Origin of the sequence: Lactococcus sp. EKM203L (assembly GCF_011800585.1) — a bacterium.
GTDB lineage: Bacteria > Bacillota > Bacilli > Lactobacillales > Streptococcaceae > Lactococcus > Lactococcus lactis.
In genome coordinates this window covers 45,259-64,497 of sequence record NZ_JAALEQ010000008.1, presented here as the reverse complement: position 1 = coordinate 64,497, position 19,239 = coordinate 45,259, and the positions used below count along the sequence as shown (strand labels likewise).

General features: G+C 33.4%; 25 protein-coding genes, 1 other RNA gene and 1 pseudogene. 22 read left to right on the top strand and 5 right to left on the bottom strand.

What is annotated here, in order from left to right; genetic code table 11:
* The first annotated feature begins 6 nt into the window (after nt 1–6).
* The 5 genes from HFD15_RS11670 to psiE all read left to right on the top strand — a co-directional run bounded on the left by HFD15_RS11670 (nt 7) and on the right by psiE (nt 3,849).
* Nucleotides 7–1,326, top strand: coding sequence for a DUF3440 domain-containing protein (locus tag HFD15_RS11670; protein WP_161934613.1), 1,320 nt, complete (start codon nt 7–9; stop codon nt 1,324–1,326).
* Complete coding sequence (locus HFD15_RS11665; protein WP_058208173.1) at nt 1,308–1,850, top strand: ParB/RepB/Spo0J family partition protein; 543 nt, start codon at nt 1,308–1,310, stop codon at nt 1,848–1,850. The genes HFD15_RS11670 and HFD15_RS11665 overlap by 19 nt, the downstream gene beginning before the upstream one ends.
* 80 nt (nt 1,851–1,930) lie before the next feature.
* Nucleotides 1,931–2,125: a hypothetical protein gene (locus tag HFD15_RS11660; protein WP_235586231.1), complete on the top strand. Its 195-nt coding sequence runs from the start codon at nt 1,931–1,933 to the stop codon at nt 2,123–2,125.
* Nucleotides 2,126–2,419: 294 nt separating this feature from the next.
* The gene (locus HFD15_RS11655) at nt 2,420–3,364 is read left to right on the top strand and encodes a cation diffusion facilitator family transporter (protein WP_012898061.1); all 945 of its coding nucleotides are present in this window, start codon (nt 2,420–2,422) and stop codon (nt 3,362–3,364) included.
* A 53-nt stretch (nt 3,365–3,417) separates the two neighbouring features.
* Nucleotides 3,418–3,849, top strand: a complete 432-nt coding sequence (psiE, locus tag HFD15_RS11650; protein WP_010905975.1) for a phosphate-starvation-inducible protein PsiE — start codon at nt 3,418–3,420, stop codon at nt 3,847–3,849.
* A gap of 69 nt (nt 3,850–3,918) precedes the next feature.
* Here psiE and coaA read toward each other — a convergent pair whose 3' ends face one another.
* On the bottom strand, nt 3,919–4,839 hold the full coding sequence (coaA, locus tag HFD15_RS11645) for a type I pantothenate kinase (protein WP_017864671.1): 921 nt from the start codon (nt 4,837–4,839) through the stop codon (nt 3,919–3,921).
* Between the two features lie 187 nt (nt 4,840–5,026).
* Here coaA and HFD15_RS11640 point away from each other — a divergent pair, with 187 nt between their 5' ends.
* From HFD15_RS11640 to HFD15_RS11610, 7 genes are all read left to right on the top strand, one after another.
* A complete protein-coding gene (locus HFD15_RS11640) occupies nt 5,027–5,629 on the top strand; it encodes a class I SAM-dependent methyltransferase (protein ID WP_003130463.1) in 603 nt (200 codons plus the stop codon).
* Between the two features lie 30 nt (nt 5,630–5,659).
* Complete coding sequence (locus HFD15_RS11635) at nt 5,660–6,952, top strand: pyrimidine-nucleoside phosphorylase (RefSeq protein ID WP_058208172.1); 1,293 nt, start codon at nt 5,660–5,662, stop codon at nt 6,950–6,952.
* A 1-nt stretch (nt 6,953) separates the two neighbouring features.
* Nucleotides 6,954–7,142 carry a hypothetical protein gene (locus HFD15_RS11630; protein WP_003130467.1) on the top strand — a complete coding sequence of 63 codons (189 nt, stop codon included), beginning with the start codon at nt 6,954–6,956 and terminating at the stop codon, nt 7,140–7,142.
* A gap of 12 nt (nt 7,143–7,154) precedes the next feature.
* Nucleotides 7,155–7,817, top strand: coding sequence for a deoxyribose-phosphate aldolase (gene deoC / locus HFD15_RS11625; protein ID WP_003130468.1), 663 nt, complete (start codon nt 7,155–7,157; stop codon nt 7,815–7,817).
* Nucleotides 7,804–8,196 carry a cytidine deaminase gene (locus HFD15_RS11620; protein WP_003130469.1) on the top strand — a complete coding sequence of 131 codons (393 nt, stop codon included), beginning with the start codon at nt 7,804–7,806 and terminating at the stop codon, nt 8,194–8,196. The genes deoC and HFD15_RS11620 overlap by 14 nt, the downstream gene beginning before the upstream one ends.
* A 258-nt stretch (nt 8,197–8,454) precedes the next feature.
* Nucleotides 8,455–9,507: a BMP family protein gene (locus HFD15_RS11615; protein WP_012898057.1), complete on the top strand. Its 1,053-nt coding sequence runs from the start codon at nt 8,455–8,457 to the stop codon at nt 9,505–9,507.
* A 191-nt stretch (nt 9,508–9,698) separates the two neighbouring features.
* Nucleotides 9,699–10,406 carry a GntR family transcriptional regulator gene (locus HFD15_RS11610; RefSeq protein ID WP_058208171.1) on the top strand — a complete coding sequence of 236 codons (708 nt, stop codon included), beginning with the start codon at nt 9,699–9,701 and terminating at the stop codon, nt 10,404–10,406.
* 7 nt (nt 10,407–10,413) lie between these two features.
* Here the strand turns inward: HFD15_RS11610 and HFD15_RS11605 are convergent, their stop codons facing one another.
* The 3 genes from HFD15_RS11605 to HFD15_RS11595 all read right to left on the bottom strand — a co-directional run bounded on the left by HFD15_RS11605 (nt 10,414) and on the right by HFD15_RS11595 (nt 13,207).
* The gene (locus tag HFD15_RS11605; RefSeq protein ID WP_025017129.1) at nt 10,414–10,854 is read right to left on the bottom strand and encodes a DUF4395 domain-containing protein; all 441 of its coding nucleotides are present in this window, start codon (nt 10,852–10,854) and stop codon (nt 10,414–10,416) included.
* Between the two features lie 99 nt (nt 10,855–10,953).
* Nucleotides 10,954–12,507 (bottom strand): cell wall metabolism sensor histidine kinase WalK, encoded by a 1,554-nt coding sequence (locus tag HFD15_RS11600; RefSeq protein ID WP_017864667.1) that lies wholly within the window; start codon nt 12,505–12,507, stop codon nt 10,954–10,956.
* Nucleotides 12,497–13,207, bottom strand: a complete 711-nt coding sequence (locus tag HFD15_RS11595; RefSeq protein WP_167593171.1) for a response regulator transcription factor — start codon at nt 13,205–13,207, stop codon at nt 12,497–12,499. The genes HFD15_RS11600 and HFD15_RS11595 overlap by 11 nt, the downstream gene beginning before the upstream one ends.
* Before the next feature lie 184 nt (nt 13,208–13,391).
* On the opposite strand from HFD15_RS11595, the gene HFD15_RS11590 reads away from it, so the two are divergent.
* Nucleotides 13,392–13,727, top strand: a complete 336-nt coding sequence (locus tag HFD15_RS11590) for a putative DNA-binding protein (RefSeq protein ID WP_003130477.1) — start codon at nt 13,392–13,394, stop codon at nt 13,725–13,727.
* Between the two features lie 96 nt (nt 13,728–13,823).
* Nucleotides 13,824–14,182: a transfer-messenger RNA gene (gene ssrA, locus HFD15_RS11585) on the top strand.
* 147 nt (nt 14,183–14,329) lie between these two features.
* Here ssrA and HFD15_RS14595 read toward each other — a convergent pair.
* Nucleotides 14,330–14,446, bottom strand: a pseudogene (locus HFD15_RS14595) (site-specific integrase); the annotation flags it as partial.
* A 14-nt stretch (nt 14,447–14,460) separates the two neighbouring features.
* Between HFD15_RS14595 and HFD15_RS11580 the strand changes: the two are divergent.
* From HFD15_RS11580 to HFD15_RS11545, 8 genes are all read left to right on the top strand, one after another.
* Nucleotides 14,461–14,634 (top strand): hypothetical protein, encoded by a 174-nt coding sequence (locus HFD15_RS11580; RefSeq protein ID WP_225210360.1) that lies wholly within the window; start codon nt 14,461–14,463, stop codon nt 14,632–14,634.
* 235 nt (nt 14,635–14,869) lie between these two features.
* Nucleotides 14,870–15,223, top strand: coding sequence for a YxeA family protein (locus HFD15_RS11575; protein WP_029344033.1), 354 nt, complete (start codon nt 14,870–14,872; stop codon nt 15,221–15,223).
* A gap of 243 nt (nt 15,224–15,466) precedes the next feature.
* Nucleotides 15,467–15,976 carry a hypothetical protein gene (locus HFD15_RS11570; protein ID WP_058208026.1) on the top strand — a complete coding sequence of 170 codons (510 nt, stop codon included), beginning with the start codon at nt 15,467–15,469 and terminating at the stop codon, nt 15,974–15,976.
* A gap of 128 nt (nt 15,977–16,104) precedes the next feature.
* Entirely contained in the window at nt 16,105–16,554 is a 450-nt protein-coding gene (locus HFD15_RS11565) for a hypothetical protein (protein ID WP_032941784.1), read from the top strand.
* A gap of 114 nt (nt 16,555–16,668) precedes the next feature.
* Nucleotides 16,669–16,944 carry a DUF2089 family protein gene (locus HFD15_RS11560; RefSeq protein ID WP_029344031.1) on the top strand — a complete coding sequence of 92 codons (276 nt, stop codon included), beginning with the start codon at nt 16,669–16,671 and terminating at the stop codon, nt 16,942–16,944.
* Nucleotides 16,937–17,230, top strand: a complete 294-nt coding sequence (locus HFD15_RS11555; protein WP_029344030.1) for a hypothetical protein — start codon at nt 16,937–16,939, stop codon at nt 17,228–17,230. The genes HFD15_RS11560 and HFD15_RS11555 overlap by 8 nt, the downstream gene beginning before the upstream one ends.
* 144 nt (nt 17,231–17,374) lie before the next feature.
* Nucleotides 17,375–17,512 (top strand): hypothetical protein, encoded by a 138-nt coding sequence (locus HFD15_RS11550; RefSeq protein WP_155266163.1) that lies wholly within the window; start codon nt 17,375–17,377, stop codon nt 17,510–17,512.
* 302 nt (nt 17,513–17,814) lie between these two features.
* Nucleotides 17,815–18,582 carry a DUF1828 domain-containing protein gene (locus tag HFD15_RS11545; RefSeq protein ID WP_167593170.1) on the top strand — a complete coding sequence of 256 codons (768 nt, stop codon included), beginning with the start codon at nt 17,815–17,817 and terminating at the stop codon, nt 18,580–18,582.
* Nucleotides 18,583–19,239: the final 657 nt, after the last annotated feature.

Genomic DNA, 19,239 nt, shown 5'->3' with positions numbered 1-19,239 from the left:
GACGAGGTGAAAGTTTATCAAAATGAAAATGTTTATGAAGCATTTAATCATCGACTAGATTATATTTGTAGTTATTTTGACCATCTGATTATTTCCTTTTCTGGCGGTAAGGATTCGGGTTTGATGTTGGAATTGGTTCGTCTTTATTATGAAAGTCATGATTGGATGAAAAAAGGGATAAAAGTTTCTGTTTTTTATTTGGATTATGAGGGAAATTATCAAGAAACTAAAGATTATATTGAACGTTCAATGGGAAAATATCCAGAATTTGATTACTATCACGTCTGTCTTCCTATATCGGCTTCTTGTGGAATTTCGATGTCACAATCAACTTGGTTGCCTTGGGACCCAGAACATCATGAACTTTGGTTGAATTCAATTCCTCCAGAAGCTATTTGTTTAGAAAATCAAGAATTTCCATTTTTTAAAGTTGGAATGTCTGATTATGAGTTTCAAAGTAAGTTTTGCCAATGGCTTCATCGAGAAAAAGAGGTCGTACGAACGGCTGTTTTAGTGGGAATTCGTGCTCAGGAAAGTTTAAATCGTTATAATGCGGTGACGCGCGAGGAGACTTTTTCTCGTTTTGGAACGACTAATTATAGCCATCGTATTAGTCAAGATGTCTTTAATTTTTATCCAATGTATGATTGGTTATTTGAAGATATCTGGCGAGCTAATGCTAAATTTGAGCTTGATTATAATCATCTTTATGATTTGTACTATCAGGCGGGAGTTCCTTATAAATCAATGAGGGTTGCTAATCCTTTCCATCAGTGTGGGGTGCATTCATTAAAACTCTATCAGGCTTTAGAACCAGCAACTTGGGGAAAATTAGTTGGTCGTGTTAATGGAGCAAATTTTGCAGCGCTTTATGGTGGAACTGCAGCAATGGGTTACCGTGGAGCTGTGCTCCCTAAAGGACATACTTGGAAATCTTTTGTTGAATTTTTACTTGAGACATTGCCAGAGGAAACTCGAAAGGTTTATCGTAAAAAATTTAAATCTTCAATGGATTATTGGATGAAAACTGGTGGAGCTTTACCAGAAAATGTGATTGATGAGTTAGAGGAGCTTGGCTCGGATTTTGAACGTTTGGGTCCACCAACAAATAAGCGCAAATATAAGCAAAGATACGAAGTGGTCCGCTTTAAAGATTATCCAGATGATGTGCCAATTAAAAATTTTAGGTTGGTTCCTTCATACAAACGCATGTGTATCACGATTTTAAAGAATGATACTTCTTGTCAGTATATGGGATTTGGTCAAACGAAGGATGAATTACAGAAAAAACAAGAGGCAATGGAAAAATGGGAGACATTTTTATAAGTCCAGCTTATGATATCAGGCGAGTACCAATTGAGAAGATTAGAGCAAATGCTTATAATCCAAACCGAACAGCACCTCCTGAATTTCAACTACTTGAACGGTCGATTTTGGAAGATGGTTATACAATGCCTATCGTTTGTTATTACGATAAAGAACAGGATTTTTATGAAATTGTGGATGGTTTTCATCGTTATCTTGTTATGAAAAACTCTGAAGAAATTGCTAAACGAGAAGGCAATTGTTTACCTGTTTCGATTATTGATCGTCCACTTGAAGATAGAATTGCTAGTACCATTCGACATAATCGTGCTAGAGGCACACATTCAATCGAATTGATGACGGAAATTGTTCAACAATTGGTAGAATCGGGGTTGAGTGACCAGTGGATTATGAAACATATTGGAATGGATAAAGAAGAGTTGCTTCGTTTAAAACAGTTGAGTGGTTTGGCTTCACTTTTCCAAAATCAGGAATTTTATCGGGCTTGGAATTGGGAAGAGGATGAAGAAATCAGAGAAGAGTGAATTTGAATGTTTCTTTGAATTTATTTTATTCACTTATTGAAAACTTATCTATAAAAAATTAAAAAAGAAGGATTAATACTTTGAAAAATTATAAGTATAAGAAAAAACCGAGTGTTGGTCGTGTTTTTGAAATGGCAAACTATTTTAATGTGTCAATTGAATTTTTGTTAGGAATCGAAGAAAAAGACAATAAAAATAGTTTAGCTTATCGTTTAGAAAAATTGAATCGTGAGAAAAAAGAACTTGAAATCTTGATTTTAGAAGGTCAAAAATAATAAGAAACGTTTAGATTAATTTTTCACAAAAATATTTACGTTAAGAGATTGACACTTTTTTGTAAATGTTGTATTATTGTTTTAGTTGAGTGAAGTTTCATTAGTGGAATTCATTTGACTTCTTTTCTTACATAGTATTGAGGATAGGTTTTGATGATTTATTCTCTTGAAGGTTCTTTCTTTGTAGGAAGAGCCTTTTAGTTTTCTTTATTTTTGACTTAAAAGTTACAAATTAAATCTTAAATAAGGGCTTATGTTATAATTAAGATAGATTGAATAGGAAATGAGAGAGTTATGGAAGAGAAAAAATCTTCAGGGATGTTTGCGGTTTTTGCGGCACTTGGGGCTAATGTTCTGGTTGCAATCAGTAAGTTTATTGGATTTGGTTTGTCTGGCTCAGCAGCGATGCTTAATGAAAGTATTCACTCAGTGGTAGATTGTGGGAATCAGATTTTACTTTTGTTTGGCGACCGTCGTTCAAGACAAGCGAGCACTAATCTCCATCAATTTGGCGAAGCTAGGGCAAAATATTTCTTTAGTATGATAGTGGCAACATTCCTCTTTTTTGGTGGGGGTGTCATTGGTGTAATGGAGGCCTATGATAAGTTGGTTCACCCAGCACACAGTGTTGAAAATGCGGGCATTGTTATTGGAATCTTGTTGATTGGCATGGCAATTGAAGGTTCATCATTAAGAGTGGCTTTTAAAGAAATTAGCGAATTGAATACAGAAAAATTACCAATCTTTAAGTTTTTGCATGAAAGTCGCCATAGCGAAATTTTAGTTATTTTTGCTGAGGATTTATGCGCAATTATTGGTTTACTTTTAGCGCTTTTAGGAACTGTCTTGACGATGGTGACAGGCAATCCTGTTTTTGATGCAATTAGTGGGTTGTTGATTGGGTTCTTGCTTATGGCAGCAGCGATTTTCTTAACAAGAGAATTTTATAGTTTAATTGTTGGTGAACGTGTGACAGATAGTGATTTAGAAAAGATTTTGACAGCTTTTGATCGTCCTGAAGTAGAACGAGTAATTAATGTTAAAACAGTTCACCTTGGCCCAACAGAGATTTTGATTGCTGCAAAAATTGATTTGGTGAGTAAGCTTGTTTTAGAAGATTATGAGATTATTAATCAAATTGAAGCGGAAATCAGAAAAAAAATTAGTGATAAGAAGTGCTATATTTATATTGAAATTGACGAATTCGTTCAGGGCTATGTCCAATCTTCAGATTTATAAGCCTAATTTACTGACAGAAATATTTTAAAGATGAGACAAGAAGGAGAGCGCCTATGAAAAATTTTTTTAATCATATTGAACTAAAATTTGCTAATCTATTATCGAAAATTAGTTTTATGTTGCTTATGGTAGTAGGGCTTTTGATGGTTTATTTTCTATTTAGAGAAGTTTATAATCTTGTTTTACTTGCTTTTCTTTCTGAGAGTGAGGTTCATTATTATGATATTTTGGAAAGTATTCTCTCCTTCTTTATCTTCTTTGAATTTTTAACTTTGATTATCACTTCATTGAGAAATAAAGGACATGTGTCATTAATTTTCCTCTTATCACTCGGGATTACTTCACTGATTCGACTGTTGTTAACCTATCATGAACGATTAGTTGGAGTATTATTGATTGCTAGTGCTATTCTGATATTAATTATTGGTGTCTTTGTCTTAAAGAAATTTGTTTTTCCAAATGATGATACAGCAGACTATTTCTAATCTTGTCTGACAGTTCTGTCAGTAAAATTGAAGACAATAAAAATACTGACAGATTTGTCAGTATTTTTTTTAGAATTTTTTCAGGTAAATTTTGTCAATATAGTGATTTTCTGTTTTGTGAAGAATAATTTCTGCCCGATTTCTTGTGGGCTCAATATATTCTCTGAGATTGACACGATTGACACGTGCCCATGTTTCACGGGCTAGATTGATTACTTTATCTTCTGGCATTTTTGTAAATTGATGATAGAAGTTTGTCTGGTCATATTTAGCTAGTTTTAAAAGGCTGTCAAAACGTTCGAGGTACCATTTTTCAATGAGTTTTTCGTCAGCATCGACATAAATTGAAAAATCGTAAAAATCACTGATATAAAGCAGTTGATTTTGTGGATTTTGAAGCACATTAATTCCTTCTACAATAAGAATATCAGGGCTGTCAATGATTTGACTTTGGTTAGGCAAAATATCGTAAGTTTCATGTGAGTAAATCGGAACTTCAAATTTTTCACCATTTTTGACGTGATAAAGAAAACTTGTTAATTTTTCCATATCATAGCTTTCGGGAAAACCTTTGCGGTCGAGAATCCCCATATTTTTTAAATCATTAGTCGTGTACAAAAATCCGTCGGTTGTCACTAAATCAACGGTTAATTTTGGAAAGGCACGTGAAAGGAGAAGCTGGAGAAGTCTTGCGGTCGTTGATTTTCCAACGGCGACTGAGCCAGAAATCCCAATGATGAGTGGGGGAGTTTTGACAATTTTTTGTAGGAAAAGTCCTTTAGAGTAACTCATGTCTTCTAAATTTTTTTTATATAAGCGAAGAAGATGAATCAGTGGTAAATAGACGTCCTCCACATCTTGTAAGCTGATTTCATCATTGAGTGAGCGGATTGACTCTAACTCATCATGAGTTAAGGGAGCAATCGAAGTATTATAAAGATTTTGCCATGTTTTTCGGCTAATTTCGTCAAAATTAATGAATTCATTCATGACAAATATTTTATCATATTTTTGGCTTATCAAGGTAAAAAAACTAATAAATCTGTAAGCGTATTAAATAAGTTACTGACAAGATTTTTACACTTCTGTCAGTAAAAGTGTAAGAGATTACAAAATAAGTAGAAGTTCTAAAAATTTTTTTAAGATAAAAAAGGGCTTTTATGTTAAAATAAAATTAATGGTTAAAACAAATATGTATTATGAAGACAATCAAGATTTATCGCATGACTTCCAGACCTTAACAGTTGAATTGTTAGGTCAGTCAATGCGTTTTAAAACAGATCGTGGTGTCTTTTCAAAAAATGGAATTGATTATGGTTCTCGTGTTTTATTAGAAAACTATCAACCTGAAAGTGCAAAAAGTCTTTTAGATGTTGGGTGTGGTTATGGAACATTAGGGTTAACCTTAGCTAAAAAGTTTGATTTAGGTGTGACAATGGTTGATGTCAATAGTCGGGCACTTGATTTATGCCGTCAAAACGCGATTGACAATGCTGTCAGTAATAGTAAAATTGAACTTTCAAATATTTATGAGTCTGTCAGTGAAAAATATGATGCGATTATCTCAAATCCGCCAATTAGGGCCGGTAAAGAAGTGGTCCATGAAATTTTAGCTGGTGCTTTTGGTCACTTAAATGATGGAGGGCATTTGACGATTGTTATCCAAAAGAAACAGGGTGCCCCGTCTGCTCAAAAGAAAATGGAAGAAGTATTTGGTAATTGTCAGCTTGTAGCCAGAGATAAAGGATACTTTATTTTAAGAAGTTATAAAAATATATAATTATTGATAAGATAAAACGAGGAGGAGCCTATGACCTATCGGATGGTTGATCTCATTCAAAAGAAAAGAGATAGTGGTGAATTTAGCCAAGCTGAAATCGATTGGATGATTGAAAATTATGTCAAAGGAATCGTGCCAGACTATCAAATGTCAGCACTTGCGATGGCAATTTATTTTAAAGGGATGACAACAGTAGAAACTGCTTATCTCACGATGGCAATGGTTCATTCAGGAAAAGAATTCGATTTGACTGATATTGCCGGAATCAAGGTTGATAAACATTCTACTGGTGGAGTGGGCGATAAAGTAACACTTATTTTAGCTCCGCTTGTAGCGTCATTTGGGGTTCCTGTTGCGAAAATGTCTGGTCGTGGACTTGGACATACGGGAGGAACTTTGGACAAATTGGAGTCAATTCCTGGCTTCAAATTTGAAAAAACGGAAAAAGAATTTATTGATCAGGTCAAAGAAACAGGAATTGCCATAATTGGGCAATCCGATGAACTTGTTAAAGCCGATAAATTACTCTATGCTCTTCGAGATGTCACAGCAACTGTTGATATTATTCCTCTAATTGCTAGTTCTGTCATGTCCAAAAAAATTGCCGCAGGCTCTGACGCCATTCTACTAGATGTAACTGTAGGAGATGGGGCTTTTATGAAGTCAGTTGAAGATGCTCGCCTTCTCGCTCAAACAATGGTTGACCTTGGTAAATCTGTAGGACGAGAAACCGTCGCTGTCATCACAAATATGAGTCAGCCTCTTGGTTTTGCTATCGGAAATCGAAATGAAATGACTGAAGCAGTTCATACTCTACAAGGAAAAGCGCCAAAGGAATTCCAAGAATTTATTGCGGAACTTGCCCAAATTATGCTGCAACTTGCGGGACTTGAAAAATCAATTCCTGAAATTTTAGAGCATTTTACTAATGGTTTAGCTTACGGAAAATTTGTTGAAATGGTCAAGGCCCAAGGTGGTGACCCAACTGCCTTTGACTATTTGACAGCTCCTCTTCAAGTAAAATATCAAGTGGAAATTAAAGCAGATAAATCAGGATTTATTAGTGAAGAAAAAGCCTTAGGAATTGGTCTTCTTGCTATGAAATTAGGAGCAGGACGTGCAACTAAGACTGATGATATTGATTTTGAAGCAGGTGTTACTCTGACGAAAAAGGTAGGAGATAAGGTGAGTGCCGGTGAAGTCATTGCTCAGCTTTATTCCAACCGCGAAATTACTGACGAATTAGTTGCTGAATTTAATGACAGTTTGGTCATTAGTGATCAACAAGTTCATCAAAAAGAAATTCTAGAAATTATCAGATAAGATGAAAAATGATTTAAAAATCCCAACACCTGTTATGGCCCTGCAAGTTATCTTGTCAGCTTTGGCTGGAGCAGCGACCAAATTGTACTTACAAAATTTTGGTTGGCTTATTCAACTTATTGCTTTTATCATTATCTTCGTTGTAGTCTATCTCATCGTTGGAATAATTTACTTAAGATTAAAAAAATAGAAAGAACATAAAATGCAAATTAATAAATATATTGACCATACTATTCTTAAAGCCGATGCTCCCAAATCTAAAGTTCAACAAATAATTGATGAAGCAAAAAAATATGATTTCATGAGCGTTTGTATTAACCCAACATGGGTAAGTTATGCCAGTCAAGAACTTAAAGACTCAGACGTTAAAGTATGTACAGTAATTGGTTTTCCTTTAGGTGCTAATACTTCTGAACTCAAAGCTTTTGAAGCTAAAAACGCTATTGAAAATGGTGCTGATGAAATTGACATGGTCATTAATATTGGCGCAGCCAAATCTAAGGATTGGAATCTTGTTGAGTCAGATATCGCAGCTGTCAACGCAGTAAAAGGTGATAAACTTCTTAAAGTTATCATTGAAACAAGCCTTTTAACTGACGATGAAAAGATTAAAGCTTGCCAAATTGCTAAAGCAGTTGGTGCTGATTTTGTCAAAACTTCAACAGGCTTCTCAACAGGTGGAGCGACTGTTCATGATGTAAAATTAATGCGTCAAACGGTTGGCCCAGATATGGGAGTTAAGGCTTCTGGTGGAGTTCATAATCTTGAAGAAGCAAAAGCAATGATTGATGCTGGTGCAACACGTCTTGGTGTTTCGGCTGGTGTTGCAATTATGGAAGGTCTGACTTCAAATGACAACTACTAAAAAAATGATTGCTGCCGCACGCGAAGCGGCGAGTTTGGCATATGTTCCTTACTCTCATTTTCCTGTAGGAGCAGCTTTTCATACAACTGATGGTCGAATTATCACAGGTTGTAATATTGAAAATGCTAGTTTTGGACTTTCTAATTGTGCTGAACGAACAGCTATTTTTAAAGCAATATCAGAAGGCCTGAAAGATTTTGATGCTCTTTATGTATTCGGAGAAACAGAAGAACCAATTAGCCCTTGTGGTGCTTGTAGACAAGTTATTGCAGAATTTTGTCCAGCAGATATGCCAGTTTTTTTGATTTCTAAAAATGATAATGTAAAAGAAACTTCAGTTGAGGAACTTTTACCATATTCTTTCAAAAATCTTGATTAAAATAAAATTGATATGCTATCAACAGGTAGCATATTAATTTGTAACTAAAGTAAGCGCTTTATCTTTTTTCTTTTAAAAAATGTAAAAATGGTAATTACTGATAAATATGAATAATTCTTAGTAATTGATAGGTTATTTCCGAACATTTAGCGAGAAAAAGGGATATTCAGCTTATTTGGACTTGCAAAAAGGCTAAATATATCTTAAAATAGTCTTAAGCTATATTTAGCCAAACAAAACTCGGAGGATACCCTTTCCATGAAAAAACGTGTAATCGCAGTTAGTGCTCTCGCACTTGCATCAGTCGCAGTCCTTGCAGGATGCCGTTCACATGACGCAGCCGGATCAGGTAAAGCAAAAACTGACCTTAAAGCAGCAATCGTCACCGATACTGGTGGTGTAAACGACCGTTCATTTAACCAATCCGCTTGGGAAGGTCTTCAAAGCTGGGGGAAAGAAAATAACCTGAAAAAAGGTACAGGATACACTTATTTCCAATCTAACTCTGCTTCAGATTATACAACTAACTATAACTCTGCGGAACAACAAGGCTACAAACTTTTGTTTGGTATCGGATTCTCTTTACAAGATGCAACATCAGCTGCAGCAAAAAATAATCCTAAATCTAACTTTGTAATCGTTGACTCAGTCATCAAAGACCAAAAAAATGTGGCATCAGCAACTTTTGCTGATAACGAAAGTGCCTACCTTGCTGGTGTAGCTGCCGCAAAAGCAACTAAGACTAACAAAATTGGTTTCATCGGTGGAATGCAATCAGATGTTATTACACGTTTTGAAAAAGGTTATGAAGCTGGAGCTAAATCTGTAAACCCAGATATTAAAGTTGATGTTCAATATGCGGGATCTTTCTCTGACGCGGCCAAGGGTAAAACAATTGCTGCAGCTATGTACGGTGCTGGTGATGACGTAGTTTATCAATGTGCTGGTGGTGTAGGAACTGGTGTCTTCAGTGAAGCTAAAGCATTGAACTCAACTAAAAATGAGGCTGACAAAGTTTGGGTTATCGGTGTTGACCAAGACCAAGAATATCTTGGAAAATACAAATCTAAAGACGGTAAAGATTCTAACTTTGTACTTGTATCAACAATCAAAGAAGTTGGTAATGTTGTAAAAGATATCGCTGACAAGACTAAAGATGGTAAATTCCCTGGTGGAACAATCGTTACTTATGACCTTAAAAATGGTGGGGTTAACTTAGGACTTGACAGTGCAAATTCAGAAATCAAAGATGCAGTTGCTAAAGCAAAAGCAGATATTATTGATGGAAAAATCACTGTTCCTTCAAAATAATTGAATACTGATAAAAGATAAAAAAGAGTTAGTTATATTAACTAATTCTTTTTTTATAAATTAAAAGCTAATAGAAGATAGGATTTGCGATTATTTTAAATGTTCTTTATTTGTAAGTCATATGAACTGTGATATAATGGTAGACAGATATTAAAGTGGTATATATTGTTATTATTTAGTTAGGGGGAACTATGGCAAGAAAATCAGTACCGAATTATGTAAAAATACATGATGCCTTAAAAGATGAAGTTGAAAAAGGCATCTGGAAAATTGGACAACGTCTTCCAAGCGAACGTGATTTGGCCGAGCGTTTTACTGTCAGTCGAATGACAGCAAGACAAGCGGTAACAGCTTTGGTTGATGAAGGAATTCTTGACCGTCGTGTGGGTTCTGGAACTTATGTTGCTAGCCGACGTGTTCGCGAAAAAATGCGTGGAACAACTTCCTTTACAGAAATTATCAGCTCACAAGGTAAAGTTCCTTCAACAGAAGTTTTGAGTTATATTAGAACGGCGCCAAATGAGGTTGAATGTGAAAAACTAAATATCACCAAAAAGGATTCCATCATCCGAATGGAGCGGATTCGTTATTCGGATAATGTTCCAATTTGTTATGAAGTGGCAAGCATTCCTTTCAAATTGGTCAAATCTTTTGATAAAAAAGAAATTACGAGTAACTTCTTTAAAACTTTAGAAAGTCACGGACATGTGATTGGTCGTAGTGAACAGATTGTTTCAGCTAAAAGAGTCAGTACAGAGGTTTCAGAGTATTTAAAAACAAGAGTTGGAGCTGCTATTCTTGGTTTAACTCAGGTTTCTTATTTAACAGATGGTACAGCTTTTGAATATGTCTTATCTCAATATGTTGGTGACCGTTTTGAATTTTATTTGGAAAGATAAAAAGGACTTAGTGAAGTCCTTTTTTTGCTTGCCGACGATATTTGTACTGACGAAGTTGAAAATGAATCCAACATCCTATACAAAAACCACTTAAAGCAATAGAAGCGGCTAGAAAAACAAAAGCTGCAAAGATTATTGCTAAGATAGGATGATTAGTGATTGAGGAAATCAAACTAGCACTTAATAGAACAGTAGCGATAATCTGATTGAAGCGAAGGTCTGATTTATCTTCGAGCACGTATTCTGAAGTTTTCTTTTTTAGAAATCTTTTGGCGATTAAAATAATAAAATTTCTCTCGAAAAGAATGCCAGATAGTCCAGCGAGAATAGGAAGTAGGAGAATCCAATAGAAGTGAGTGACAACTGCCAAAATAACACTGAGAACAATAAAAGTTTGATTAGTACGAACGAGTGGGCGAGGAATGCCCTGAAATGTATATTTAGCCATAAAAACTCTCCAATCTTGATAAATTGATTTTATCTTAATTGGAGAGTTTTGGTTATAAGATTTTTTTAATTTGATAAGTAAATTTGTTGAAGGCTTCGATTAAAGATTGACGGTGAAAGTTGTTCCTTTTCCAAGAATGGATACAACGTCAATTGTTCCGTGAAGCTCTTGAACATTTTTCTCAACGATAGCAAGTCCTAAACCTGTTCCACTAACTTCTGCACGACTTTCATCAACCCGGTAGAAGCGGTCGAAAATTCGCTCTTTTTGAATTTCACTAAGACCAGGACCATTGTCAGTTACACTGAAGATAACTTTATTTTGTTCAAGATGTAAGCTGACAAAAATTTGTCCATTTGCTGGAGTGTATTTAATTGCATTTTCAATCAAATTCTCAAAAATGCTGTGAACCATTGGTTCGTTGGTTTTAAAAGTGATTTCTTCAATTTGAGATTCTAAATGAAGTGATTTTTCATTAATTTGTGGTCCTGAGCTTTGGAGAATATTTTGTATCAAAGCTGTAAGATTAATTTTCTTTTTATCAATTCGATGATTTTGTTTGGTCAAAAGCAGTGTATCCTGAACTAAATTCATCAGGCGTGAACTTTCCTTATTGATAATAGATGCGAAATTTTTTGTGTCAGAACTTGAAATTGAATCTGTTTCCAGAAGTTCAGCGAAGCCTTTGATAGAAGTAAGGGGAGTTTTTAATTCATGAGAAACGTTAGCAATAAAAGCATTGTGGGCATCCACTGTTCGACGATAAGAGCTAACATCCATCATAGTCACCATAAATCGACTATCCAAATCAGGTAAAGGAGTGATACGGACTTGATAATAAGCCCCAAGTTTTTCAAAATAGAAAAGTTTTTCTTGAATATCAGGATGTAAAATTTTATCAACAAGAAAATTTAAGAAATCAGCATAGGGGCTGAAAATATCTAGATTTTCAGTATCTGAAAATTCATTTTTGAAAGAAGCATTGGTCCGACGAATTTTTCCTTTATTATTATAAATGAAAATCGGAAATTGGAAAAATTCAATAAATTCGTAGAGATTTTCTTTCTTTTCAGTATGAGAGAGCGCTTGTTTCTGAATTTTTTCGCCCAATTTATTGAGCTCAGTTGTAATTTTATCGTCGTTCTCATTCATCAAATAGCTTTGAGTCAATGGGCTGCGCTCGATATTTTTAATTTTAGCAACGGTATTTTCTCGAAAAACATAAGCTCTCTGAGCAGAACGTAAAACTTGGATGGCGACAGCCAAGTAAAATAAAATTGCAAAAATGATAATGGCAAAATCTGTAAAGAAAGTAGAGGTACGATTTTCTGTAACCTTTAGATAACCGTTAATTTGACCCTCGCTAAATATGGGACTAGTCACGGTTATTTCTTGAGAATCTAAACTACGTGCGTAAGTCGCACCCTTTTTAATTTTTTTAGTATCCGAATTTACTGTATTCTTTGGAAGATGTTCAAAATTATCTGGCAGAGGATTATCAGGATGTTTTTCTAAAAAGAGTTGTATTTTATCTATTGTTTTTAATACTCGATTTGTATCATTTTCTAAGATATTTTGGTTCGATAGAATCACCAAACTTAAGGTCGCAATAATATATAGGACCGTCATAAGCATGATGTGTTTAAGTTTCATTTTCTTCAAAATAGTATCCGAATCCTCGTTTTGTTTTGATATAATGATTATTTAATTTTTTACGAATTTTAGAAATGAGCACATCAATGGTGCGGGTTTCAGCAGTGTCTGAAATTCCCCAAAAATGTTGCAGGAGTTCTTCACGACTGACAATTTTTCCCTCTCTTTTAGCTAAGAGTTCAAGGATTTCAAATTCTCGTTTGGTTAAATTTAAAACTTTTTCGTCAAAAGTGACTTCTTTTTTTATAAAATCAATGACCAATCTGTCAGTAACTAATGATGAAGGACTTTCATCTAAAGATTCACTGACAGTTTCGGAGGGTGCTTGGTTATACATTTGATTTCTGCGAATGAGCGCATCAGCTCTGACAATGATTTCTTTCATTGGAGTCGTTTTATCTAAATACTCATCAGAACCTGCTGACAGCCCTGTCAGTTTCATTTCATCATCATCTCGAGCAGTTAAAATTAAAATTGGTGTAAAATTACCTTCTTTACGAAGTTTTTGGGTGACTTCAATTCCGGAATATTCGGGCATCATTAAATCAAGTAGAAGTAAATCAAAGGGATTTTTACGAGCTTTGTCATAAGCTTTTTTCCCGTCTGATACAATAGTTACTTCGTAATCATTTTGCCGAAAATTATAAGATAAAAGGGTCAAAATTGCCCGATCATCATCAGCAATTAAAATTTTTTTCATACTTTTAATTATAACGAAAACAGGGAGTTTTGTATAGAATAAATTATTATTTTTAGCTAAAAAAATAATGGATACTTGGACCTTTGATAAAGATAAAAAAATTACATTTTATTATTTTAAATCATCAATTAGAAAATAATGAATAAACATAAAAAATGATATAAATTTTGTTATAATAGAGCTTATGGAAATCGAAAAAACGAATCGAATGAATACTCTTTTTGAGTTTTATGCGACACTCTTGACTGATAAACAAATGAATTACATTGAACTTTATTATGCCGATGATTATAGTTTGGCAGAGATTGCTGAAGAATTTAATATCAGTCGTCAAGCTGTTTATGACAATATCAAGAGAACAGAAAAAGTACTTGAAAGCTACGAAGAAAAATTACATCTTTTTAGTAATTATGTGGTTCGTAATCAATTATTAGAAGAGCTAATGAAAAAATATTCTACTGACCAATATTTAATCACTAAACTACAAGAAATTCAACAAATTGATGAAGAAGAGTTTTAAAGAATTTACTGACAAAAAAGTTAAAATATGCTATAATTAGATTTCAAGGTTCAAAGAATTACTGACAGAATAATCAGTAGGTCTCTCCTTAAATTTGGGGGCGTTACGGATTCGACAGGCATTGTCGCGCATGAACTGCAACTGCTGAGGGATCAGGATAATCATCCGCAGATAAATATAACTGCTAAAAATAATACACAAACTTACGCAATGGCAGCCTAAACAGCACCATGCGTGCCTGATTTTTGCTCACTGATGGCAATTTGATGGCCTAAACTTTTAGTCAGATACGTTGTTGTGGAGGCTTGACGCAGCAAAAGAGATTTAAAGTCCCGCAAAATGTCGCTGTTTGAGACTGGCTTTGGCATTTTGTTAAATTTGAGAAAGTCCTATGGTTGTAGACGTTGATGTAGCAAGGTGTTTGGACAGGGGTTCGACTCCCCTCGCCTCCATTGAATGGATTTTATAGAATCTAATAGTATTAGAAATCGCTCAACAGAGCGATTTTTGTTTTTCATAATCCGATATGATATGATACAATCTGATAAAAGGGAGGGAGAAAAAGAGGGAGAAAAAATAAAAAACCAGTTTATTAATACTGGTTAAAAATCAATATAATCAGAAAATTGTTGTCCAATTTTATCTTTAGCAAATTTAGTAATGTGAGTATAAATGTTCATAGTAGTTTTTAAATCTGCATGTCCTAAACGATATAGAATATGAGGAAGAAGAAATGCACTTTATTCAAACAGTTGATACAAAACGAATTTATATGATTAATGCTGGTATGTATTCATGGATTACAGATACAGGGATGTGGACAAACTATCAAAAAGCTTTTCCCAAAGCGCCTATTATTCCACTATATCAAGCACAGATGGAAAAACTATATCGTAAAAATGTGTAAACTATGGTAGAATTTTTCTAAAGGATTATAGAATTGCCTGATATGAAACTACTATTAGATTTCTGGTGGGTTTGGCCGATTATTGTTGTCATTCTGATTCTCTTGTATGAATTGAATAGTAGAAAATAAATCAACCCTGACCTCGGCCAGAGCTTTTTTCTTACAAAATTGTAAGGAAAATACTTATAAGATAAGGTTATGCTTTAAATATCAAAACATTTTGAGAGGTAAAATAATGAAAAAAATATTATTGGGATTAGCGGTAGTATTATTAATTCTTATCGGATCTGGCTATGCTTGGTATAAAGTAAGCTATGGTGGTACTTCATACTATGTTCAGATTACAAAAGATGGAGCAGAAAAAGAATTAAAAGATGACTCGGGGCAAAAATTTAAACAGTATGTTTATGATATATACTCTTACCAAAAAGATGGGAAGGTAAAAAAAGTTGAATTCAATGCAGACCACAATCTTCGAAAGGAAGCATATTTGAAATTAACAGTTATTCCCGATAAAGGGGTAACTTCTTGGGAAGAGGTCAAAAAAAGCGAGGTACCAAAAGCAGCTTTGGAAAAATTAAAAGAATAAACTATAAAAATTAACCCTGGCTTCGGTCAGGTTTTTTTTGTTCATTCATGGAAATTGGTATATTGAATAATAATTGATATATTCAATTTCGCTTATAAGTAAATATGATAATAACAGTAAATATAGGTTATAGTTTTTTTCTATAACTAAAAAATACAGGTTTTTCAATAATTGGTATTGATTAAATGTAATGTATGTGCTACAATACGTTTTGTGCAAAATCGAAAAAGGAAGATTTTTAAAATGAAAATCAAAAAAATCATTATTGCGGCTGCAACGTTTGCAATAGTATTTAGTGCTTGTGTTGGAGTAAAAACTTTAGCAGACAATTATTGGTCTGGACACGGCGAAATTCAAGCAATCAATAATAATATTGATACACTTTCAAATAGAGTTAAGACAAAAAATCAAACAATTTCTGATTTGAATAATACAATTACAAACTTAAAAAATTCAGTTGATTCTCAAAATTCGCAAGTAACTACACTTCAGACCCAATTAGCACAAGCAAATGTGGATAAACAAAATGAAATTCAAGCTAAGATTAATGAAATCAATGCTAAAATTGCAGAAGGCGATCAAAAAGTAGCTGATAAACAAAAAGAAGTTGACGCAGCCAACCAAACGATTGCTCAATTAAACCAACAACTTAATGATTTGCGTCAAAAGTCAGGTCAAAGTAATGACCAAGCTTTGCGTGAAGTACAAGATACTCGAGCAAAGTCAGACCAAGCTGTTAAAGATGTACAATAAAACATAAAATTAACCCTGACTTCAGTCAGGATTTTTTTGTTCAATATTGTTGCTATTTAAATTTTAAGTGGTATAATAAGTTTGAGGTCGGAAGTCCGACATAAGACTATAACTATAGGAGGATATTTTTGGATATTAAAGATGTAATGACAACCAGGGAACTAGCTGAAGCATTAAACCTGAATCAAGCTTATGTTTTGAGAAGAGCAAAGGAGGAATTGGAAATAGGAGTTGATTATAGAAGTACTGGTAAACGTAGTTATATATTTGCACCATCAGCCTATGATAAAATGAAAGTAAAAACAATACCAAAATTGATAAAAGCAGAGATGCTTCCTAACATGCGTATACACTTAGAATTTGACAATGGAGAGAGTCGGTTCTTAAGTTCTCAATTAGAGCAAGACTATTTTGAAAAAGTTAAAAAGTTAAGAAATTGGGCGGTTGGAATCAATATGCTTCCAACAGTTGCATGGCAAGGTAATGAATCTTCAATTGATGAGGAAGGTAATTTAAAAATGGGAGGTATAAAATATACTAGCCAAGAACTTTATGAGAAGAGTACTCGTCACATATGATAAGTATGCCTGACTTCGGTCAGGAATTTTTTTATTTAAATATAAATAAAGTATCTTGTGTTTTTATTTTAATAATGTTAAAATAAGTTAAATAAAATTAAAGAAAGGGATTGGATGGATTGGTTTTTTAATTTAGAAAAAGAAGAACAAGAATTTTTAAAGAGGTTTATTCTTGCTTCGGGTTCACTTAAACAATTGGCAAAAGAGTATGAAGTAAGTTATCCTACTGTTAGAATTAGAGTAAATAAAATTATTGAAAAGATAAAACTATCAGATAATAACAAGGATACTTTCGAAATTAATATAATGCAGATGGTAATTGATGAAAAAATTTCTTTAGACTCTGCTAAAGAAATAATTAGAAAACATAAGGAGAGTATTGATGGGTAATTTAATAGAAATTTTAATAATAATAGCTGTTATAGCTATTCAAACATTTTCTGGGTATATTGGAAATAAATATCTAGGGTCTATCCTTCCTATAATATTTCTTGGCTTTGTAGGTTTCTTTTTATATAAGGGAGCATTAGGATTTAATTTTAAAGATATAATTATGCCATTCTTAGGATTTTTTGTACTTGTTATGATATATGAAGGAGGAAAGGAAACCAAAAAGAATAAAATAAAAAAAGAGCTAGAGAAGATGAAAGCAAAAGATATCTCTAATAAAAAGTAGTAGATGTTATTCGATCTCGCTTCGGCGGGTATTTTTTGTTTTCATTAACAGCATAATATTTTTAATTTGTCAATTGATTATTTAACTTTTAACCAACTTTCGAGTAAAGTAAAAGCAGGACTAAATTTAAATTGAAGAACGGTTATGGAAAATAGAGAATTATACTTTGAAGATCTTTTTAATATTTTGAAAAATATTATGGGAACAGAATTTAATTTACCGACTTTTGGCAGTGCAACGAGATACAAAATGATAGCGCCGGATAATCAAGAAAATTTTTAGATGATTATTAATAGGAAAGGGCATATTAGAAAAGATAATCTTACTTATATTATGTTCTCTAAAAAAAATTGGGCAAATGATCAGATTGGATGTTTCTGGTAGTGCACATTTTGATGCCATTGAAGGTACTAATACTACATATTTTTGATTCTCATGATTCATCAACAAATAGAGTTCTACACATTTCAGAAATTGATAAGGAATTTCGTTCAGAATTACGAGATAGTATAATATTTTTCTTAGACTATAACAATGTAGAGTGGAATGATTTTGAAATTCCAATGATATAGAGAGGAGAGGTCATGACTGAAAAAAATTTATTAGATGGATTGATGGATGATTATTTAAAATGGTATAAAGATGGCACCATATTGTCAAAAATAGATGAAATTCAAGTTATTTCCACTCCCTATACTAATCATATTGGGGATAGAATTAATTTATATGTAGAAAAAATATCAGATTATGATATCAGGGTATCTGATGATGGTGAAACCTTAAATGAACTTTCTATGGTCAATTATGAATTCAATTCTCAGACGAGACAAAAACACTTAAATACGATAATCTATTCAAATGGATTACGCATCGATAAAAATACAAATTCCATATACATTGAAATAACTCGAAAAGATTTTGGTAAAGGTAAACATAAGTTAATAGAAGGCATTAATAAAGTATATGAACTCTTGTTTACCAAAAAAGAGAACGTTAAAAAAATGTTTTTAGAAGATGTTCTTGATTTTTTCAAAGAAGAAGATTTTGGTGGAGTGTCTGCAGTGCGAAAGCAAGGGGCATCGGGAATTGATCATGGAGTTGATTACATTCTAGGCGTCACATCTAAAAGAAAAGAAACGCTCATGCAAGCAGTAAATAATTCTGATTTCGACTCCTTTGCTAGACAATATTATATTTTTGATGATATTTTAAAACTTTATATGGATGAAATAAACTATGTAGTGGTAATAAATAAACCAATACCAGAAAAAGTTCAAAAGGCACTGGCATCCAGTCCGCTTCAAATAATTCAATGGACAAGTAAGAAGAGGTTATTAGACTTTCAAGGATAGATAATACTCATGCCCTCCGGGGCGTTTTTCTTTCGCCGAGCATATTGCTTTATCAGAAAACGTTTACAGTGTATAATATAATTATAGATTGTTTCGAAAGCGCTCCAACCGTCATTGGAGCGTTTTATTATACAAGAAACCACCAGCGACGTTAGACTGGTGGTTTTAGCTAAATGAATGTAAGGTACGAGAGCTAGTGTAACATTTGAATAGTACCATAAATTGGTATAGATAGTCAATTAAATGCATGTTATCAGAAGTAGTTAACAAATAATGGATTCTACAACTGAATGAACAGTTATACTAATAATGTCCATATCCTTTTAACGAGTAGATATTGATATAATAATCAGAAATGCCTCAGCCATGATGGCATTTTTTATTATTCATTTAAGAAAATAAGCATATAATAAGTACATTCCCAAAAATAAACTTTTTCATAAATACTCCTAAGCGCCTATTACTCTGGGCGCTTTTTTATATGTTGACAAGTATAGTGTGATGTAGTATAATGTAACCACTTACATAAGTGCCGTGAAGTTCTCACAGTCCTGTCAGTGCTTTACAAGGTTGAGCTTCGGTTGGCTCATCCTGCTTATTCATATTAGTCACTCTTTGGAGTGGCTTTTTATTTTGTTTTATATGATATAATGAAAT

Coding starts and splice junctions, on each gene's coding strand:
- HFD15_RS11555 (WP_029344030.1), top strand. CDS start 16,937: ATGGGTAATTTAATAGAAATTTTAATAATAATAGCTGTTATAGCTATT.
- HFD15_RS11640 (WP_003130463.1), top strand. CDS start 5,027: ATGGTTAAAACAAATATGTATTATGAAGACAATCAAGATTTATCGCAT.
- HFD15_RS11620 (WP_003130469.1), top strand. CDS start 7,804: ATGACAACTACTAAAAAAATGATTGCTGCCGCACGCGAAGCGGCGAGT.
- HFD15_RS11665 (WP_058208173.1), top strand. CDS start 1,308: ATGGGAGACATTTTTATAAGTCCAGCTTATGATATCAGGCGAGTACCA.
- HFD15_RS11570 (WP_058208026.1), top strand. CDS start 15,467: ATGAAAATCAAAAAAATCATTATTGCGGCTGCAACGTTTGCAATAGTA.
- HFD15_RS11655 (WP_012898061.1), top strand. CDS start 2,420: ATGGAAGAGAAAAAATCTTCAGGGATGTTTGCGGTTTTTGCGGCACTT.
- HFD15_RS11605 (WP_025017129.1), bottom strand. CDS start 10,854: ATGGCTAAATATACATTTCAGGGCATTCCTCGCCCACTCGTTCGTACT.
- HFD15_RS11600 (WP_017864667.1), bottom strand. CDS start 12,507: ATGAAACTTAAACACATCATGCTTATGACGGTCCTATATATTATTGCG.
- HFD15_RS11595 (WP_167593171.1), bottom strand. CDS start 13,207: ATGAAAAAAATTTTAATTGCTGATGATGATCGGGCAATTTTGACCCTT.
- psiE (WP_010905975.1), top strand. CDS start 3,418: ATGAAAAATTTTTTTAATCATATTGAACTAAAATTTGCTAATCTATTA.
- HFD15_RS11590 (WP_003130477.1), top strand. CDS start 13,392: ATGGAAATCGAAAAAACGAATCGAATGAATACTCTTTTTGAGTTTTAT.
- coaA (WP_017864671.1), bottom strand. CDS start 4,839: ATGAATGAATTCATTAATTTTGACGAAATTAGCCGAAAAACATGGCAA.
- HFD15_RS11550 (WP_155266163.1), top strand. CDS start 17,375: ATGGAAAATAGAGAATTATACTTTGAAGATCTTTTTAATATTTTGAAA.
- deoC (WP_003130468.1), top strand. CDS start 7,155: ATGCAAATTAATAAATATATTGACCATACTATTCTTAAAGCCGATGCT.
- HFD15_RS11615 (WP_012898057.1), top strand. CDS start 8,455: ATGAAAAAACGTGTAATCGCAGTTAGTGCTCTCGCACTTGCATCAGTC.
- HFD15_RS11560 (WP_029344031.1), top strand. CDS start 16,669: ATGGATTGGTTTTTTAATTTAGAAAAAGAAGAACAAGAATTTTTAAAG.
- HFD15_RS11575 (WP_029344033.1), top strand. CDS start 14,870: ATGAAAAAAATATTATTGGGATTAGCGGTAGTATTATTAATTCTTATC.
- HFD15_RS11630 (WP_003130467.1), top strand. CDS start 6,954: ATGAAAAATGATTTAAAAATCCCAACACCTGTTATGGCCCTGCAAGTT.
- HFD15_RS11545 (WP_167593170.1), top strand. CDS start 17,815: ATGACTGAAAAAAATTTATTAGATGGATTGATGGATGATTATTTAAAA.
- HFD15_RS11580 (WP_225210360.1), top strand. CDS start 14,461: ATGCACTTTATTCAAACAGTTGATACAAAACGAATTTATATGATTAAT.
- HFD15_RS11610 (WP_058208171.1), top strand. CDS start 9,699: ATGGCAAGAAAATCAGTACCGAATTATGTAAAAATACATGATGCCTTA.
- HFD15_RS11635 (WP_058208172.1), top strand. CDS start 5,660: ATGACCTATCGGATGGTTGATCTCATTCAAAAGAAAAGAGATAGTGGT.